17 protein-coding genes and 1 tRNA gene are annotated in these 18,600 nt (G+C 67.9%); 8 read left to right on the top strand and 10 right to left on the bottom strand.

Annotation, left to right across the window (positions count from 1 at the left end; all coding sequences use genetic code 11):
• Positions 1-36 precede the first annotated feature (36 nt).
• A complete protein-coding gene (locus C507_RS0108310; protein ID WP_018699218.1) occupies positions 37-573 on the top strand; it encodes a cupin domain-containing protein in 537 nt (178 codons plus the stop codon).
• A gap of 90 nt (positions 574-663) precedes the next feature.
• On the top strand, positions 664-1,344 hold the full coding sequence (locus C507_RS0108305) for a GntR family transcriptional regulator (protein WP_018699217.1): 681 nt from the start codon (positions 664-666) through the stop codon (positions 1,342-1,344).
• 48 nt (positions 1,345-1,392) lie between these two features.
• Here the strand turns inward: C507_RS0108305 and C507_RS0108300 are convergent, their stop codons facing one another.
• The 5 genes from C507_RS0108300 to C507_RS0108280 all read right to left on the bottom strand — a co-directional run bounded on the left by C507_RS0108300 (position 1,393) and on the right by C507_RS0108280 (position 7,458).
• Positions 1,393-3,312 carry a TRAP transporter permease gene (locus C507_RS0108300; RefSeq protein WP_018699216.1) on the bottom strand — a complete coding sequence of 640 codons (1,920 nt, stop codon included), beginning with the start codon at positions 3,310-3,312 and terminating at the stop codon, positions 1,393-1,395.
• 26 nt (positions 3,313-3,338) lie between these two features.
• Positions 3,339-4,280 carry a TAXI family TRAP transporter solute-binding subunit gene (locus tag C507_RS0108295; protein WP_210162114.1) on the bottom strand — a complete coding sequence of 314 codons (942 nt, stop codon included), beginning with the start codon at positions 4,278-4,280 and terminating at the stop codon, positions 3,339-3,341.
• A 242-nt stretch (positions 4,281-4,522) separates the two neighbouring features.
• Positions 4,523-5,023 (bottom strand): MarR family winged helix-turn-helix transcriptional regulator, encoded by a 501-nt coding sequence (locus C507_RS0108290; protein WP_018699214.1) that lies wholly within the window; start codon positions 5,021-5,023, stop codon positions 4,523-4,525.
• Between the two features lie 106 nt (positions 5,024-5,129).
• Positions 5,130-6,293 carry an alpha-hydroxy acid oxidase gene (locus C507_RS0108285; RefSeq protein WP_018699213.1) on the bottom strand — a complete coding sequence of 388 codons (1,164 nt, stop codon included), beginning with the start codon at positions 6,291-6,293 and terminating at the stop codon, positions 5,130-5,132.
• Positions 6,294-6,297: 4 nt separating this feature from the next.
• Entirely contained in the window at positions 6,298-7,458 is a 1,161-nt protein-coding gene (locus C507_RS0108280; protein WP_018699212.1) for a mandelate racemase/muconate lactonizing enzyme family protein, read from the bottom strand.
• A 161-nt stretch (positions 7,459-7,619) separates the two neighbouring features.
• Between C507_RS0108280 and C507_RS0108275 the strand changes: the two genes are divergently transcribed.
• From C507_RS0108275 to C507_RS0108260, 4 genes are all read left to right on the top strand, one after another.
• A complete protein-coding gene (locus C507_RS0108275; protein ID WP_018699211.1) occupies positions 7,620-8,588 on the top strand; it encodes a tripartite tricarboxylate transporter substrate binding protein in 969 nt (322 codons plus the stop codon).
• A 64-nt stretch (positions 8,589-8,652) separates the two neighbouring features.
• Positions 8,653-9,096, top strand: coding sequence for a tripartite tricarboxylate transporter TctB family protein (locus tag C507_RS0108270; protein ID WP_018699210.1), 444 nt, complete (start codon positions 8,653-8,655; stop codon positions 9,094-9,096).
• 74 nt (positions 9,097-9,170) lie between these two features.
• Complete coding sequence (locus C507_RS0108265) at positions 9,171-10,649, top strand: tripartite tricarboxylate transporter permease (RefSeq protein WP_018699209.1); 1,479 nt, start codon at positions 9,171-9,173, stop codon at positions 10,647-10,649.
• Complete coding sequence (locus tag C507_RS0108260; RefSeq protein ID WP_018699208.1) at positions 10,646-11,365, top strand: arylmalonate decarboxylase; 720 nt, start codon at positions 10,646-10,648, stop codon at positions 11,363-11,365. The genes C507_RS0108265 and C507_RS0108260 overlap by 4 nt, the downstream gene beginning before the upstream one ends.
• Before the next feature lie 168 nt (positions 11,366-11,533).
• Here the strand turns inward: C507_RS0108260 and C507_RS0108255 are convergent.
• Positions 11,534-11,608: transfer RNA gene (locus C507_RS0108255), tRNA-Glu, on the bottom strand.
• A gap of 371 nt (positions 11,609-11,979) precedes the next feature.
• Between C507_RS0108255 and C507_RS0108250 the strand changes: the two genes are divergently transcribed.
• A complete protein-coding gene (locus tag C507_RS0108250) occupies positions 11,980-13,185 on the top strand; it encodes a hypothetical protein (RefSeq protein WP_020608217.1) in 1,206 nt (401 codons plus the stop codon).
• An 11-nt stretch (positions 13,186-13,196) separates the two neighbouring features.
• Complete coding sequence (locus C507_RS20775; protein ID WP_018699207.1) at positions 13,197-13,838, top strand: exopolysaccharide biosynthesis protein; 642 nt, start codon at positions 13,197-13,199, stop codon at positions 13,836-13,838.
• Here C507_RS20775 and C507_RS20770 read toward each other — a convergent pair.
• From C507_RS20770 to C507_RS0108225, 4 genes are all read right to left on the bottom strand, one after another.
• On the bottom strand, positions 13,835-15,373 hold the full coding sequence (locus C507_RS20770; protein WP_018699206.1) for an ArnT family glycosyltransferase: 1,539 nt from the start codon (positions 15,371-15,373) through the stop codon (positions 13,835-13,837). The two genes, C507_RS20775 and C507_RS20770, sit on opposite strands and share 4 nt — an antisense overlap.
• Positions 15,374-15,380: 7 nt before the next feature.
• Positions 15,381-16,517: a glycosyltransferase gene (locus C507_RS0108235; protein ID WP_018699205.1), complete on the bottom strand. Its 1,137-nt coding sequence runs from the start codon at positions 16,515-16,517 to the stop codon at positions 15,381-15,383.
• 209 nt (positions 16,518-16,726) lie between these two features.
• A complete protein-coding gene (locus tag C507_RS0108230) occupies positions 16,727-18,115 on the bottom strand; it encodes a PepSY-associated TM helix domain-containing protein (RefSeq protein ID WP_018699204.1) in 1,389 nt (462 codons plus the stop codon).
• A 71-nt stretch (positions 18,116-18,186) separates the two neighbouring features.
• Positions 18,187-18,585, bottom strand: a complete 399-nt coding sequence (locus C507_RS0108225; protein WP_018699203.1) for a DUF2946 family protein — start codon at positions 18,583-18,585, stop codon at positions 18,187-18,189.
• Between the last annotated feature and the right edge of the window lie 15 nt (positions 18,586-18,600).

Raw genomic sequence — 18,600 nt, 5'->3', positions numbered from 1 at the left:
GCGCAGCGCGCCTGCGAACAATCGGGAGGAACGGGCATGAAATCATTCCGGCGGGTTGTCACCGGACACGATGCGGACGGCAAGGCAGTGGTCATTTCCGACGGTGAGGCCACGGAGATCCTGCAGCGGCCGAACCGGCCGGGCGTCGCCCTGATCAATCTCTGGCAGACCGACGGCGCGCCGGCGGAGTATGACGGCGCGGAGGAAAGCCTTACCGGCGACTTCGTGCTGCATCCGCCGAAGGCAGGCACCGTCTGCCGCATCGGCGTTTTCGAGCCGGAGGATCCGGAGGTCTTGAAGACGCTGGACGGGCGCGCCGCCTTCGGCGAGATGGGCGCCGCCCACAACATCGTGGAGAACGCCCGCCACCCGTTCATGCACCGCACCGATTCCGTCGACTACGCGATCATCCTGTCCGGCGAGATCACCATGCTGCTCGATGAGGGCGAGGTGCACCTGAAGGCCGGCGACACTCTGATCCAGCGCGGCACCAACCACGCCTGGTCCAACCGCGGCACCGAGACCTGCGTCATCGCCTTCATCCTTGTGGACGCGGTCGCCCGACGCGACTAGCCCTGTCCAGGGAGACCCTGCGACTGCCGGGTCGCCCATCGGAGCGGCGAATGGACTAGGATAGGGTCGGATACGACCACGGAGAGACGCATGGAGCAGGCGGAATCGACCGCCGAGTCGCTGACGCGGCGGGCCTACGCCCAGTTGCGCCAGGACATCATCGAGGGAACCCTGCAGCCGGGCGCCAAGCTCAAGATCCAGGAGCTGACCCGCGCCTACAACACCGGCGCCAGCCCGATCCGCGAGGCGCTGAGCCACCTCGCCTCCGACCGGCTGGTGAACCGGATCGAGGGCCGCGGCTTCCGCGTCTCCGATGTCAGCCGGGAGGAGTTCCTCGATCTCCTGAAGGTGCGCATCTGGGTGGAGGGCAAGGCGCTCGCCGAATCCATCGCCGTCGCCGACCCGGCCTGGGAGGACGCCGTGCTGAGCACCAACTTCCGGCTCGGCCAGGCGGCCCGCTCCAGCCGCGCCGACCGGTTCGAGCCGAATGCCGAATGGGAGGAGAAGCACAAGCTCTTCCACATGGCGCTGGTGAGCGGCTGCCGCTCGCCCATCGCGTTGCGCATCTGCGACCAGCTTTACGACCAGAACATCCGCTACCGGAAGATCGCCGGACCGGTGGCCTATCCGGGCCGCAGCGTGGCCGAGGAGCACGACGCTATCGCCAAGGCCGCCCTGGCCCGCGACGCCGGCACGGCCGTGACGCTCCTGGAGCGCCACTACTCCGCCACCGCAGACTACGTCCTCGACCGCCTGCCGCCATCCAACTGACGGGCTGCTCCGGGTCCTCTCACCGTCGCCGGTACACGGGTGCGCCACTCAGGCAACGCGCCCGGCCTCGGCCGTCGGTTCGGGGCGCAGGACCACGAACAGCCCTGCCAGCAACGCCAGGCCGAGCAGGTCGGTGAGCATCGTCTGGTAGAGCAGCATCAGACCCGCGACGATCAACAGCGCCCGCGCCGCGGGGCCGAGCGGCCGCCTGAGCCAGCCGACGATGCCGGCGGCGAAACAGAACACGCTGATAACGCCGCTTGCCGCTGCCAGCAGGATCTGGTCCGTGGTGCCCTGCATCAGCAGCGCCGGACCGAAGAAGAACATGAACGGCAGGATGTAGCTGGTCAGCCCGTAGCGGAACGCCGTCCAGCTCACCTTGGAAATGCTGGAATCGGCGATACTGGCCGCCACGTAAGAGGCCAGAGCCACGGGTGGCGTGATGGTCGAGATGCAGCCGTAGAAGAAGACGAACATGTGCGCCGTCATCAGCGGGACGTCCATCTTCACGAGCGCCGGCGCCACCACCGTTGCCAGGATCAGGTAGGCCGCCGTCGTCGGCAGGCCCATTCCCAGCACGACGGCGACGAGCATCGTCAGCACCAGGGCGATGAGCGGCACCCCTCCCGAGGCGAGCACGATCATCGACGAGATCTTGGAGCCGAGGCCCGACATGGCCAGCGTGCCGGAGATGATGCCGGCAGCCGCGCAGGCCACCGCGATGGGCACGACCGCCATGGCGCCCTGCTCGATGGCCTTGAGTGCCTTGGACAGGAACACCGACGGCTTTGGCCGCTGCATCACGGCGCACAGCACCAGCAGCAGGCCCAGCGCGGCGAACGACGCCTTGAACGGCGAGTAGCCGCTCACCATCAGCCCGACGAGCGTGGCGAAGGGCAACACGTAGGGGATACCGGCAACGAGCAGCGGGCCTTCGGGCTCCGTGAGCCCCTCGCCTTCAGGCGGCGGCGCACCGTCCGCCTTGCCGATGCCGAGCTTCATCGCCTGCAGATGGACAATCAGAAGGATGGAAAGGAAGAAGAGGAGCGCGGGAATGAGCGCTGCCTCCATGACCTCGGCATAGGGCCGGCCGATGATCTCGGCCATGATGAAGGCCGCCGCTCCCATCACAGGCGGCATGATCTGGCCGCCGGTGGACACCACCGCCTCGATGGCACCGGCCTGGTGCGGGTGGTAACCCTCCCGCTTCATCATCGGGATGGTGAGCGTGCCGGTGACCGCAACGTTGCCGGCCGCCGAACCTGAGATCATGCCAAGGAAGGCGGAAAACAGCACCGCTGTCTTGGCCGACGCCGCCCGCATGGAGCGGGTGAAGCGGCGCGACAGCGCGAAGAAGAAGTTGCCGGCTCCGAACACCGACAGGAAGGCGCCAAAGATCGTGAACATCACGATGTAGGTGGCCGAGACGCCGAGCGGGATGCCGTAGACGCCCTCGGTGGTCGTGGTCAGGAAGGCCGCCACCCGTTCAACGCCGTATCCACGGCTGTTCAGGATGCCCGGAAGGTAGGGGCTGATGAACGGATAGAGAAAGAAGACCAGCGTGATCAGCGCCAGCGCCAGCCCGACCCGCCGGCGCGCGCCCTCCAGCACCAGCAGGATTACGACCAGTCCGACCCAGGCGTCCATCGGCTCGGTCATGCCGCCGGAGAAGGCGATCGCCTGCCAACGCGACAGGAGATAGGCGGTGCAGCCAACGGCCGCGGCGACGAAGAGCGCCCGGATCGCGATACCGACCCCGGTGCCGGCTCCCGTCCGCCGCTCCCGTCCCGGTTCGAAGGCCGGCGTGGTGGCAAACAGCAACACCAGGACCGCGCCCAGGTGCACCAGCCGGATCTGCATCGTCGACAGGACGAGGACGCCGCCGACATTGAGCAGGTGAAAGACGCCGAGGGCGATGGCGGTCCATCGAACCGCCATCGCGTTGGCGCGCAAGAGCGCTGAGCCCATGTGGACCTACCGAAGAAGCGTGGACGCTATTTGGTTTCGTCGAAGTAGCGCTGGGCACCGGGATGCAGCGGCACGGCCAGTTCACGCGACTGGGCCGGGTCGATCTGCTTCGCGTTGGCGTTTTCCGCCGCGAAGGCATCGAGATGATCGTAGACGGCCTTCGTGATGGCGTAGGCCCGCTCGTCGTCCATGGATGCCGGGGCGATCAGGACGTTGTTGACACCCAGAACGATCGCGTCCCCGTCGAGATTGTAGACGTCCTTCGGCAGCGTCACCTTCGAGTAGTAGGGATATTTCTCGAGGATAGCGGCCAGCTTGGCATCGTCGATGGCGACGAATTTCAGCTTGTTCGTCGCTTCCGTCTGCATGACGGCGGAAGACGGATAGCCGGAGAGCGCCAGCGCGGCATCGACATTGCCGTCGGAGAGCTGGCTGAAGCCGTCGGCATAGGACAGGAAGCTCGGCGTGATATCGCCGGGTGTCATGTCGTAGGCCTCGAGAAGCCGGTTCAGGAAGCTCAGCGTTCCGCCGCCGGCCGGTCCGACCGCCAGGCGCTTGCCCTTGAGGTCGGCGAAGGTCTCGATGGGCGAGCCGTCGAGGGTCACGATGTGCAGGATGCTCGGGTGCAGCGCGCCGAGGGGCGCGATCTCCATCTTGCCCGGATAGGGCTTCTCGCCGTTGACGGCGAGGAAGAGCAGGTTGGCATTGGTGATGCCGAGATCGGTTTCGCCGCTGTCCACGAGGCGCGGGTTCTGGACCGAGCCCTGGGTCACCACCGGCACCATCGACACGCCATCGACGTGTTCGGAGACAAGGTTCGCGATGCCCTGCCCCACCGGGTAGAAGGCCCCGCCGAGGCTGGCGGTGCCGATCCGCAACTCTTCCTGCGCCTGGGCCGCTCCGGCCCACGAGCCGGCCACGAGTAGTCCCGCGACAAGGGCCGACGATATCCGTTTGTGCATGGTCATTGGTTTCCTCCGCTATTTTCGGAGAGTGTCTGACCACAACCGGGCGCTGTCAATATTTCATCGATAAAAAACGTATTGTTTGGTTTTCGTCGATCATATCAGGTTCCCGACGACGCGCAGGCCATCGCCAGGCGCACACCGCAGCCGAGCCTCCGAACCAAGAGCTCGGAAAGCGAAATCCGTCGAATGATTGGCGAAGAGGCGCCTGCCTGTTGAGAGGCGGCGCGTGTGGGAGGAGCGACCTACGGCCGCCCGGCCGGCGTCTCGCCATCCTCGGCAAGACCATCGACGATGTCCTTGAGCGTGGACATGAGCAGCGCCTTGCGCTTGGCGCCGACGATCCTGTCGAGCCGGCGCATGTGGTTGCGGGCCTTGGCCGCAATGCGCTCGTAGACCACGCAGCCCTCGGGCGTGGCACGGCTGGCGTAGGAGCGACGATCGTCCTCCAGCCGGGTGCGCTCGATCAGCCCCTTGTCCTCCAGCTGACGCAGCCCGGCGGTGACGCTGGACTTGTCGCGCCCGCTTGCCCTGGCCAGCACGGTCTGGGTGATGCCGGGATTCTCGAAGATGATCGACAGGAGCGCGAAATTGCCCGGCTTCAGCGAATCCGGGCCGAGTTCGCGGGAAAAGTCGTCGAAGGCGCTCTCGTAGGCGAGGCGCAGATAGAAGCCGAGAAACTCCTCCAGGATGCCGAGTTCGACATCCGGCCGGTCAGTCGCAGGTGCAGTATCGACGATCGTCACAACGAAACCCGTTCACACTTGGCGCGCCGAGAGACTGCGCCCCCGGCCTCTCCTAGACCATTTCCCGTCGAGATTGAATCGCTCCGCCATCGCCGAGCGCCCCATCTCAACGGGCAGAGCCGCCCTCGAGCCGCAGGCAGTCCGCGAAGGCGGCCCTGTCTGCCAGGGCCCGAAGCCCGATCTGGCCCATGGCGTTGACGAGCTCGGCCCTCAGAAGATCGAACACCTGGCCTGCGCCAGCCTCGCCTGCCGCACCGACCGCGTAGACGAACGGCCGGCCCATCAGCACGAAGTCGGCCCCGGCCAGGAGCCCCTTGAGGATGTCCTCTCCGCAGCGGATTCCGCCGTCCAGAAGCACAGCAAAATCCGGGCCCACCGCATCCCGGACCGCACCGAGCGCATCGAGGGTCGCGGGCGCCGACGCCAGCTGGCGCCCGCCGTGATTGGACACCACCACGCCGTCGGCACCCCGCTCCGCCGCCATCACCGCGTCCCGCGGTGCGCAGACCCCCTTGAGGATCAGCTTGCCCGGCCATGCGGCCCGGATGTCGTCGAAGAGCGACCAGTCAAGGCGCCCGGAGGTCTGCGAGGCCATGAACTCGGCCAGCGAGCTGGCCGAACTTGCCTGGGCGTAGCGCTCGAAATTCTGGAAGCGCGGCGAGCCGGCGCGGGCGATCGCCATCGACCACGCCGGGTGGGTCGCCACGTCGAATGCCATCCTTGCCCCGGGCCTGAGCGGCAGCATGAAGCGATTGCGGATGTCGCGCCGGCGCTTGCCCGGTTTAGGGACGTCCGCCGTCACGAACATCGTGTCGTAGCCGGCGCTCTTCGCCCGGGCGATCAGGTCGTCGACGATCCACTGCTCGCGGCCGACATAAAGCTGGAACCAGGACGATGTGGGCGCCGCGGCACGCAGCGCCTCCAGCGTATCGGTGGCCGGCGTGGAGGCCGTGTAGGGTGCGCCGGCCCGTTCGGCCGCGGCCGCGAGCCAGCCGTCGATACCGGGCCAGGCGATACCGGCCATGCCGATCGGGGCCACCCCGAACGGCACGGTCCAGGACTTGCCGAAGAGCTGCATCGACGTGTCGAGGTCGCCGTCGACATTGCGCAGGACACGCGGCGTCAGCGTCGCGCGCCGATAGGCCTCCACGTTGCGGGCAAGGCAGGCCCCGTCGCCCGCCCCGCCATCGATGAAATCGAAGGCGAAGCGGGGCAGCCGGCGGCGCGCCGCCAGCCGGAGATCGTCGATGGAGGCCCAGCTGCCTGCCATGACGTCAGCCCTTGCCGCAGCCGCGCGAGGTCGGCCGGCTGGCGTAGTCGCGTAGCGCGTCGCGATCGGCGGCGAAGCCGAGGCCCGGCGTCTCGGGCAGCGTCAGCATCGAGCCGTTGCGCTCGGGCAGGTCGGAATAGAGCGCCTTGCACATCTCCACCGAGATCAGGTGCCACTCCACCAGCCCGCCGTGGGCGAGACCCGCGTGCAGATGCATGTTGTGGAAGGGGAACGCGCCGCCGTTGGCGATCTCGACATTGTGGGCCTGGGCCATTCCGGCGATCTTCTGTCCAGCGGTGAAGCCACCACAGATGACCACGTTCGGCTGAATGACGTCCACCGCGCCGCCCACCAGAAGATCCCGGAAACGGAAGAGCTGGCCTTCGTTCTGGCCCGCGGCAACCGGCATCCCGGTGCGTTCCCGCAGCTCGCGCATCTGCACGACGTCGTTGTCGCGCACCGGCTCCTCGAAGAACGTCAGGTCGAACTCGCCGAGCCTGTCGGCCAGGTACCGCGCCCAGGTCGGGTCCAGGCTGCAGTTGGCATCCACGTAAAGCTCGCACTCCGGGCCGATCGCCTCGCGCACCGTCCGCACGCGCTCCACGTCCTCCAGCACCGCCGCGCGCAGGTCACGATTGTGGGAGCGCCGGGCCAGCGCCTGGTGGCCGACCACCATCTTGAAGCGGGTCACGCCGTCGCTCTTCAGGTGGGTCGCGGCGTCACGCAGCTGGTCCCGGTCGAGCGAGCCGAAGCCGAACGTCACATAAAGGGGGACCTCGTTGCGGGCGCCGCCGAGCAGCCGCCAGCACGGTTGGCCGGTGGCCTTGCCGAGAATGTCCCACAACGCCAGGTCGATGGCGGAGACGACATGGCTTGCATAGCCGGTCTGGCCGCGGGGCGAGAGCAGCCAGTAGAGGCGCTCGGAAATCTTCTCGCGGTCGAGAGCATCCATGCCGGTCAGGGCCGGCGTCACCACTTCGCGGATCGCGGCCGTGACGACTTCCTCGTCGGTGATCGCCGTATAGCCATGGCCGACGATGCCTTCCGCGGTGACGATTTCGACCACGACGCACGACAGGGCCGTTTCGGCCTTGACCGAGCCGAGTGGCAGCATCACCGGAATGTAGGCTGGATAAGCGGTCACCTCCTGGATCGTCAGGTTCACGCGCTCCTCCCTTTCTGTCTCGTTTCGGCCACCGGACCGATCCACATTTGAAAAAATCTCATGAGAGATCGTTGACAACAAGAAGGTTGGATAAAAAACTAATTAGCGCAGATCAAGCAAGAGGCGCCTCGTCGCGCCCAATAATTCAACCGGGAGGAAACATGCAGATCAGATCCCTCGCAGTCGCCGCGCTGGCCGCCACCCTGGGCCTCGGCGCCGCCGCCGTTCCGGCTCAGGCGGACTATCCCGAGAAGCCGATCAAGCTCATCGTGCCGTTCCGCGCCGGCGGCGGCACCGACGGCCTCGCACGGGCCGTTCAGGCCGCGATCGACAAGCACGACCTGCTGCCGGTCCCGTTCGTGGTGGTCAACGCCGACGGCGCGGCCGGCACGGTCGGCACTCGCCAGGTGCTGACCGCCGAGCCCGACGGCTACACCATCCTGCAGATCCATCAGGAAATGTTCGCCGTGTCGGCCCTGGATCGCGTCGAGTACGGCCCCGCCGATCTCGAGCCGGTGCTGCAGGCCAGCGAGAGCTGCCTGTTTGTGGCAGTTCCCATCGAATCGCAGTTCGAGACGCTCGAGGACTTCCTGACCTTCGCCAAGGAAAACCCGGGCAAGATCAAGCAGGCCGACGACATCGGCAGCGCCACCCATTTCCCCTCTGCCCAGCTCATGCAGGCTGCGGACGCGGAATGGGCGATCGTCCCCACCGGCGGCACGTCGAAGCGCTTCGCCTCGATGAAGGGCGGCTTCACCGACATGGCCCTCATGTCGACGCCGTGGCTGACCAAGGGCAAGAACGACCTGCGTCCGCTGGCCGTGCTTGGTTCCGAGCGGCTGGACTCCCAGCCCGATCTGGCCACGGCCAAGGAGCTTGGCTACGACGTGCAGGGCTGCCTGACCCGGCGCTACTGGGCTCCGAAGGGGACCCCGGCCGACCGTGTCGCCTACCTCGCCGAAGTGCTGGAAAAGGCGCTGCAGACCGATGAGGTGCAGGCTTACCTGAAGCAGAACAGCGAAGCTTCGGTGATCTTGAGCGGCGAAGAGCTGCAGCAGGCGGTGGACGCGGACTATCAGTCGTTCCTCGACGTCGCCGACCTGGTGAAGCAGACGTCGGCCAAGAACTGACCCGACGCCCGCTTCGAGGACTTTCCGGATGATACCCGCTCTCGTTCGCCGGAACGGATCCGCGATGGCCTTCATGGCCATCGCGGTTGCCGTGGCCGGATCGTGCCTCTACGCGCTCGCCTCGGTGACCGCGTCGCCCTACGAACAGCTCGGCACCGCGGCCTTCCCGCGCGCGGTGGCCGTCCTGACCCTCGCCTTCGTCGTCCTCAAAGCCGTCGGTTTGGCGCGCAGCCGCGACAGCGACGATGATCGTGACGAGGATGGAGGAGCTTGGCGCCGGCTGGCCGGACCGGCCCGGATGATGGCCCTGACGGTCGCCTATCTCCTGGCGCTGTCGCAGACCGACATCGATTTCCGGATTGTCACCAGCATCTTCCTGTTCGTGGCAACCTGGATCATGGCGGGCCGGCTGGGGATGCGAGCGCTGATCGTGCTCCTTGCCGCCTCCATCGCGGTCAGCATCGGCCTCGACCTCCTGTTCAAGAATTTCCTTTACGTCGACCTCTGATCGGGACGACGGCCAGCCGGATCGCATTCGCGACCGGCCCGTCGCGGATCGGCACCAACGCCCCGAGGCGCGCAATGCTCGACATCTACGTCTACGTGTTCACGACCGGCCTGCCGTGGATCCTGATCGGAACCGGCGTCGGCATCCTCGTCGGCGCCATTCCCGGCCTGTCCGGTGCGGTGGTCATCTCGCTGGCCCTGCCGACCACCTATTTCATGGACGGTTCGGACGCATTGCTGCTCCTTATCTCCATGTATATCGGCGCCACCACGGGCGGCCTGATCAGCGCCACGCTGATGCGCATGCCGGGCACCGAGGCGGCGATCATGACCACGCTCGACGGCTACCCGATGGCGGCCGGCGGCCAGCCCGCCCGCGCCCTCGGGCTCGGCGTGCTCGCCTCGTTCATCGGCGGCCTCATCGCCTGGGCGATCCTGGCAGCCCTCTCGCCGCCGCTCTCCCTCGTGGCGGTGCGGTTCGGCCCCTACGAGATCTTCGCCATGACGGTGGTCGCGTTGACCCTGATCGCGGCGGTGTCGCGCGGCTCGCTCCTCAACGGCCTGCTCGCGGCTGCCCTGGGCGCCCTCTTCGCCATGCCGGGCATCGACCCCTCCTCCGGCATGCTCAGGCTGACGTTCGGCATCTCCAGCCTCGACAACGGCTTCGCGCTGCTGCCCGTGATCCTTGGCGTACTCGTCCTCGGCCAAGTCCTGCTCGACTGCGAAGGCCCTGCGGCCAAGACGCTCGAGCGGGTTCCGGGCTCGGCCCGCATTGCCATGCGCCTCAGCGATCTGCGCGACTACGCTGGCACCTTCGTCAGCGCCTCGGTGATCGGTTCCTGGATCGGCATCCTGCCTGGCGTCGGCGGCACCACCGCCTCCATCGCCGCCTACTCCGTCTCCAAGGCGGCGTCGAAGAACCCGGAGCGCTTCGGCCAGGGCGAGGAGCGCGGCATCATCGCCGCCGAGAGCGCCAACAACGCCGGCACCGTCGGGGCGCTGGTGCCACTCATCACGCTGGGCATCCCTGGCTCGGTCATCACGGCGATCCTGCTCGGTGCGATGGTCATCCACAATCTCAATCCGGGGCCGCTCCTGTTCACCGAGAACCCGGAGATTGCCTATACCGTCATCGCCGGTGCGTTCGCCGCCAACGTTGCCATGCTTGCCATAATGTGGGTGGCCACGCCGCTCCTGTCGCGGCTGATGTACGTCAACAAGTTCTACCTGTTCCCCGCCATCGTGGTGTTCTGCTTCATCGGCGCGTTCACCGTGTCGAGCCGCTTCTTCGACATCTGGGTGATGCTTGGCTTCGCTGTCCTCGGCTACGTCATGGCCAAGGCGAAGGTTCCGGCTGGCCCGTTCATCATCGCCTACATCCTCACCCCGATCGCCGAGACGAACCTCCGGTCCGGTCTGGTCATCTACGACGGCAGTTTCGTTCCACTCCTGACCCGCCCGGTCTGCGCAGCATTCCTGGCGCTCGCCGCCGTGTCGCTGATCTGGTCGCTTTGGACGGAGCTGAAGCACGCGCGCCGGACGCCCGCCCGATGAGCGAGGAAACGCCCCCCACCATCGGCATGATCGTCCCGCCGGCCGCCGGCGAGGTACCGCCCGAAGCCCCCGCGGTCTATCCGGAGCTGCGCTTTCTCGCCCATGGTCTCGGCCTCGCAGACATGGCGCCGGACGACTACGCCCGCGTCACGGATTTCGTCGGCGACGCCGCGGCAGGTCTCGCGGCAAGGGGGGCCGATGTCGTCGGCATCATGGGGACGTCGCTCAGCTTCTTTCGCGGCGCGGATTTCAACGACGCGCTTGCCGCGCTGGTGGCGGAACGCTCCGGGCGCCCCTCATCGACCATGAGCTCGGCGATCATCCGCGCGCTGCGGGCCGTCTCCGCGCGCCGGCTTGCCGTTCTGACCGCCTACGAGGACGACGTGAACCGGCTGCTTCAGGCTTATCTGGAAGGCCACGGGTTCTCGATCGCCTCGCTGCAGGCGCTGAAGATCCGCGCAGTCTCGGAAGTGGCCGGTGTCGGGACAGAGCAGCTGGTTCACGAAGGCCGCCGCGCGATCGAAGCGGCTGCAGGGGCCGACGCGCTTCTGATTTCCTGCGGCGGTCTGCAGACGTTGGACTGCGTGCGCCAGCTGGAGGCAAAGGGGTCGCCTCCGGTTGTCACCAGCGCCACCGCCGGCGTCTGGGATCTCGCCCGGCTGGCCGGCGCCCACACGCCACGCCCCGGCTTCGGCCGCCTTTTCGAGATCGCCTGAGGCGGAAGGCCTCGCCCGCCTGTTTCGCGGCAGGCTCAAATGCCCTCTGCCTTTCCCCAAGTCGCCATGGCGAAAGAGAACCACGCGCCACCGCGCGCGCGAGTGTGCACTCGCGACGGGATTCCACAGGCAGATAGAGAGGGAAAAAGCCCCTGGCCGGGGAGCGGGTGGCACGCCCTAGGGGAGTCGAACCCCTCTTTCCAGAATGAAAATCTGGCGTCCTAACCGATAGACGAAGGGCGCACACCGCGACGCTCTTGCGAACGTTGGCGGGGTTATAAGGAGCACAAAGCGGCTCGGCAAGAGGCGAAAGTCACCGATCCACCGGTGCACCGACGGTTTTTTTGGGGTGGGCTGGGTCGCGAACGGCACGCGATCGCCCAATACAGCGAAAAACCGGCCATCTTGCCACCTTGCCGCCGAAGTCGGCTTGAATGGATGAGGGAAGAATACACATCCGAGCGGGCGCACGATGGGGCGATCCCGCCGTGCGAGCCCCGTTCCGGGCAGGTCGCGACCGCCGGGCGCGGTTGCAGCCGGGCTGGGAAACGGGCAGACGTCATGATGCGCGGGAGGCTGCCGCCGGCGCGTCGCCACCACGGGACACCGGACCGATGACACCGACCATTCTTCTTGCGCGCATTCAGCGCGGCCTGCGGCGGACCGCCGCCCTTGGCGCCCTGCTTGCCGCCGGCGCCCTCGCCGCCGCGCCGGCCCATGCCCAGGGCGGGCCGATTCCGCCGCGCGATCTCGGCGCCATCGACCAGCAGCTTCAGTCCATCCTCCAGTTCGCACCGCCCGGCTCCCCGGATTCCTTCAGCGCCCCGTCCGGCGCCAATGTCAGCGTGCGCTCCTTCCAGGCCGTCGAGCGCCGCACCAGCCAGCCCTGCATCACCTGCGCCAATCCCTGCCGCGGCTACGAGGTAACCTATTCCGGCCCCGCCGAGCGCGTCGTCATGCAGGGCTTCCGCTGCCGCCGCAGCGACGGCGTCTGGGTCATGGTGCAGCCGGAAACCATCATCAGCCGCGAAGCGACGGGCACCGGCCCGGTGATCGGCGAAGCCGGCGACATTCCGGAAATGTCCGAGGACGAACTGCGTCGGCGCGGCCTGATCCCCGGCGAGCCCGGCGCGGAGATCGAGACCGGTGAGCTCGGCTCGCCGAGCGGCCCGCAGCCGCTGACGCCGGAAGAGCAGCAGGCCGCGGCCGACGCGCAGCGCGCCTTCGAGGAAGGTGCTCTGCCGGAGGCGGACGGCATTGGCGCGGTGCCGGAAGCCGTCGAGGAAGGCCAGCTTCCCGGCGATCCGACCCAGACCGCCGGAACCGGTCCCGACGGACAGCCGTCGGGCACGCCTGCGACACAGACCGCGGCGGCCGCGCCAGACGGCCAGGCGGTCATTGGGGGCACGTCGACGACGCCGGTCGATGCTCCGCCAGCGCGCGAGCTGACCGAGGAGGACACCGTCTCGCGCGTGATCTATCCCGGCGGTGGCGGCGGCGACGAGGCCCAGCCGCAGCCGCAGGAGACGCAGACCGCGTCCGCCGGCGCGACTGACGACGGCATGGACGCCGCCCTTTCCGATCCCGCCGTGGTGAGCCGGCTGAAGCAACTGCGCTACCTGCCCCAATCCGCGTCCGCCAGCGACCAGGAACAGGTGCGCCGCGCCGTCGGCGCCTTCGCCGTCGACGAGCAGTTCGCGCTGCCCATCGATGCCTCGGCGCTGGCCACCCGGCTCGATGCCGCGGCCGATCGCAACGCGTCCATCGCCTCGTGCTCCGACGCGGCCGCCGCCGACACGATCTGCGCGGAAGGACAATAGGGGCAGGCCCGATGGCGACCGCCTCCGTCAGGCATCGCCGGAGGGTTCGGCTTCATCTCCACCGGCTCACGGTTCCACCGCCTAGCCTGAGCGCCCTTCTCGACCGGCTCGCCAGGGGCTTCGGTTCGGAAACCGTCGGCAGCCTGCTGGGCCGACTCGGATCGCGATCCTTTGGCCCGGTTCTGGCGCTGTGCGCGCTGTTCGCCATCCTGCCGACCGGCGCGATACCCGGCATCAGTGCCGTGCCCGGCCTGGTGGCCCTGCTCGCCGCTGGCCAGCTTGCGCTCGGCCGGCCGTGCCTTGCCCTGCCACGGCGTCTCTCCGCCATCGATGTCGCCCCGGAGACCGTGGCAGGCCTGGTTCGGCGCGTCCGCCCCACTGCCCGCTTTCTCGATCCGGTCCTGAAACCGCGCCTGCTCATCCTCACCGAGCGGCCGTGGTCCCGCCTGGTTGCCGGCGTCGCGGCCATGACCGCAGTCTCGATGACCGCACTGGCGCTCGTGCCCTTTGCAGCACTTCCTCCGGGCGCCGTGCTGCTTCTCATCGGTCTGGGACTGACCACCCGTGACGGGGTGGTGGTCGCGGCGGGACTCGCGACGGCCATTGGCTGGTTCGCTGCCCTCGCCGGGCTGGCTGCAGCGAGCGTTTTCTAGTCCGCTTGCGCGTCGATCGGGCCGGTCCGGCCGGTCGGATCGCCCTTCGCGCCATCCACCAGCCAGACATCGTAGGTCGCGATCGCGACGCCGTTGGCCGTACGGGTGACGGTCCCGATCTGCTCGAAGCGGTCGAAGCGGCCGCCGAGGATGTCCGTGCCCAGGCGCCGGTGTTCGTCGAGCACCAGCCCCGGCTTCTGCAACAGCGCCGTATCGGGATCGGGCAGGTTCGCGTAACGCAGCGGTTCCACGACCCCGAAAACGGGGACGTCAGGCAGATGAAAGGCCAGTTCGCCGGTCACCGTGTAGTGGACCGCCCCGATCCATTGCGCTCCGGCGGTCTCGCGCATCCGGTCGATCTCGGCTGAGAACGTGTCCCAGCCCCTCAGCTGCTTGGTCGGATCCTTCGTTGTGACGAACCCCGCACCGAGACTGGCATGCACGATCAGGAGCAGCGAGAGACCGATCCCCACCGGCGCCACCAGCATCCTGAGCCTCTCCCAGCCACGCTTGCGCCGTGCGGAGACGCCCACCAGCGCGGCGCCCTGTGCGGCGATCAACGCCACCGCCGGATAGAGCGGCGCCGGCCAGTTGCCCTGAACCCGGTCGTGCAGGCCATGAACCAGCAGATAGGCCAGGAACGGCAGTCCGGACAGCAGCACCAGCCAGTTCCCCGGCGCCATCCGGCGCGGCGATTTCGCGATGCCGATGATGCCCACGACAAGGAAGGGCAGCATCAGCGGCCCGATCAGTCCGATTTCCGCCAGCAGAAATTCCGGGATGAAGCGCTCGTCGAACTGATCGCCGGCGACCCGACCGAACTGCTTGGCGAACGAGGCCCAGTCGTTGGCCGCGTTCCACATCACCACCGGCGCGAACAGGGCCAGCGCAAGGATACCCCCCAGCCACAGCCAGGGGCTTGCCAGCCAGCGCCACTGACCTGGCACCACCAGCATCCACAGGACGATGCCGCCCCCCAGGAACAGGCCGGAATATTTGGCCAGCAGGCCCAGCCCGGCAAACAGGCCCACGGCCAGCCACCAGCGGCCGTCATCGCGGTGGACCAGTTCCAGCATGGCCCACAGAGCCAGCCCCCAGAAGAAGGCCGACGGCACGTCCGGCGTGGCGATCATCGCGCCGATGCCGACCAGCAGAGTCGCGTTGAACCAGACGACGGCGCGCCCGGCGATGCGGGCGTCAGACGTGAGGATCGCACCGGCCCGCCAGATGGCGAGCGAGCCGAGCGAGACGGAGATCACCGTGAAGAAGCGGATGCCGAGGAGCGTGTCGCCGAAGATCGCCTGCCCGGCCGCAATCCACCAGGCCACCATCGGCGGGTGATCGTAGTAGCCCCAGGCTGGCGCCATGGCCCACAGCCGGTAATAGGCCTCGTCCTCGGTGAGGCCGACGGTTGCCGCGGCCACGAGCCGGATCACGGTCAGGAGGGCGACGATGCCTGCGACGGTCCAGGGCGAGGCAAGGTCGAGAAGCGACTTCGGGCCGCGGAAACCAACCGGGGAAGCGGAGGTGCTCACGGTTGCCTCAGCGCACGCGCCAGGTCAGCGCGGCACTGGCGGCATAATTCCAGACCGCGCCGATAACGGCACCCGCAATGCCGGCCACCCACCAGACCTGATCGGCCTCGTGCACCATGCCGGCGACGCCGACATTGGCGACCACGCCCAGCGAACAGACGAGATAGAAGGACAGGAGCCCGCGCACCATGGCCAGCCCGTGCAGGCGGCGGTCGCGGTAGGTGAGCCAGTTGTTGAGGAAGAAGTTCCACGTCATGGCGACCACCGTCGCCACCGTCTGTGCGACCTCAAAGGCGATGCCCGGAACGACCAGGCCAGCCCGCAGGACCGCCAGATGCACGACCACGCCGGTGGCGCCAACCCCCATGAACAGGATGAAGCGCACCGACACGGCGTTGAACAGCAGCTTTGAGAGGATCAAGGCCAGGAACTCGATGGTGACCAGCTCGTCGAGCTTGCTCTCGCCGGCAACGCGTTCGCGGAAGGAGAACGGGACCTCCACCACCCGGATGGAGCGCGGCGCGGAAGCGACGATGTCGAGCAGGATCTTGAATCCCTGGCGCGACAGCTTCGGCTCGAGCCGTTCCACCATTTCGCGGCGAAGCATGAAGAAGCCGCTCATCGGATCGTTGAGGCGCACGCCGAGCAGCACCTTGGCGAGGCCGTTGGCCAGCTTGCTGCCGGCCTGTCGCACGGCCGAAAGCCCCTCGTTCGAGGCTCCGCCATCCACATAGCGGCTGCCCACCGCGATATCGGCGGATCCGCTTTTAACGGCTTCCAGCATCCGTGGCAGGATCGTCTCGTCGTGCTGCAGGTCGGAATCCATCACCGCCACGATGGGCGAAGCCGCCGCGATCATGCCTTCCACGCAGGCGCCGGACAGGCCGCGACGCCCCACCCGGCGGATACAACGCACCCGCCCGTCGCGCTCGGAGATCGCGTTGACCACGTCGCTGGTGCCGTCCGGGGAATCGTCGTCCACGACGATGATTTCCCACAACCGACCGTCCAGCGCCCTGGCCACGCGCTCGATGGCGATCGGCACGTTGTCCCGCTCGTTATAGGTCGGCAGCACGACCGTGATCTCCGGCGCCGGATGGGGGCCGTAGACCGGAAGGCCGGTCGGCTCGGAAGCGGGGCTCATCGTCTTCATCAACGCACGTTACGCCGTTGCAGGGCCGGGGCGGCTGCCGCGGCGCACCTGTGCCGTGGCGGCGGGACCATAGCTCGCGCGATTGCGAATGCAATGGCAAGCACCCGCCCCAGCGAACGCGTCGCAGGAACGGCCCTTATGCGGGTGGGCCCATTTTTCGCATTCCCTCCCGGACCGAACCGGTCCGGGAGGGAATGCCTTCAGGCGGCCGTGCGCCGGTCTCGACGCCGGGCGGCCGTCCGGATCACGATCTGATCGAGAAGCAGGAGCACAGCGAGCGTGAGCCCGGTTAGCGGGAAGACGATGCCGCCGATGACCAGGATGAGGATCAGGCCCCGGAAGACCCGCCGGTCCAGGGGCATCGGCGGCACGCCCATGGAGCCCTGCGGCCGACGGCGCCACCACATCACGCCGCCCGAGACCGCCAGCACCACCATCGCGAGGCAGGCACACAGCAGCACGAGCTGGTTCCAGATCCCGAAGGCCTGGCCCATGTGCAGGCTAACGCCCCACTCCGCCGCCTTGCCCAGTGGCCCGAGATCGTCGAGCCCCATGTCGGACAGCACCGCGCCGGAATACTGGTCGACGTGGATGACACGCTCCTGTGTCACGTCGTGCGGATAGACGGACGCAGTGAAGACGCCGTCCGGTGTGCTCGGGATGTTGAGCGCATAACCCGGGTGAATGCCGCGCGCCTCGACCGCGGCCACCGCCTGGTCGAGGCCGACCGGAACACCCGCCTTCGCGCCCGACACCGGCATCGGCTCGTGCTGCATGATCCAGGGCGTCTGGTCCAGTGCCTCGCCGGCCGGAACGGTCGAGGTCGGATAGCCGCCCCAGTAGCCGTCGGGGATGCCCAGCCCGGCCTTGTAGGAGAGATCGTAGAACTGCTTGCCCCAGAAGCCGGACCAGGGCAGCCCGCTGACCGCCAGAAACACGATGAAGAGCCCGACATAAAGGCCGGTAACGGCGTGCAGATCGCGCCAGAAGGGGCGGCCCCTGCGTTTGCGGATCGTGACCGTGCCGACATCCTTGCCGCGCGGCCACCACAGGTAAATGCCGGTCGCAACGAGGAGAACGCACCAACCGGCCACCGCCTCGATGACGCGGCTCGCCCACCAGCCGGCATAGTCGAGACTGTGCAGCTTGCGCACCAGCCACATGGCGCCGCTGCCGGACGATCCGCCGTCCCACGCGCTGCCGATGACCGCGCCGGTGTAGGGGTCTACGAAGAGGGTGTCGCGGACGCCGTCGTCGCCGACGATCTTGACCTCCGCCGACCGGTCTGGCGCGGCCGGCGGAGCATAGGCCTTCAGCGTTCCGGGATGGGCAGCCAGCGCCGCAGCGGCGATTTGCGACGGCGCAAGCGCGGAGCCGACGCCCGGCTCCACGATGCGGAGATCGGCCTGAATGCGGTCGTTGATTTCGTCCTTGAAGAGATAGATGCCGCCGGTCACGGCGAGCAGGAGCATGAAGGGCAGGACGAACAGTCCGGCGTAGAAGTGCCAGCGCCAGACGGCGCGATAGAGATCGGCGGAGGAGCGCGCACCCGCGGCGGCAGCCTCGCGCCCGGAAAGGACGTGGGACATCGAAGTCTCCTGACAGGCAAAGAAGATCGGCCGGCACGCCTCGCGCACCGGCTCACGACAGTCGTCGAAGGTCAGGAAACGGGAGGCGCGCGCGGACTTGTCGTCAGGATCCTGAGGAGCGCGGAGGCAACGCTCTCGTGGGGTTCGGATCGGACGGACCGGACCGGCGGCGCACGGCCGTCAAGCGACGGCGCGGTGTCCGCCGGTGCCATTGCAGCGGTTGCGATCCGGCTGAGTGCGCAGAGCGGGCAGGTGATCCCGGCCCCTTCGGAGCCGTCGCTGTCCGCCCCTGCCTCACCCGGCTGGCCGACGCCGGCCGAACAGATGACCTGCCACGGCTCGCCGCCGGGATTGGCCATCGCGCCCTGGGCGAAGCCGGACAGGAAGGCGGTGACCAGAAACAGGTAAGCCAGCGCCGCGACGCATGCCGCCGACGCCCCTCCCCGCCTTCTGAGTCTGATCCGGTCCATGAGCCCTCATGGCAC

This window comes from Amorphus coralli DSM 19760 (genome assembly GCF_000374525.1).
Lineage (GTDB): Bacteria > Pseudomonadota > Alphaproteobacteria > Rhizobiales > Amorphaceae > Amorphus > Amorphus coralli.
The sequence above is the reverse complement of the archived record's forward strand: the minus strand, read 5'-3'. Positions and strand labels throughout refer to the sequence as shown.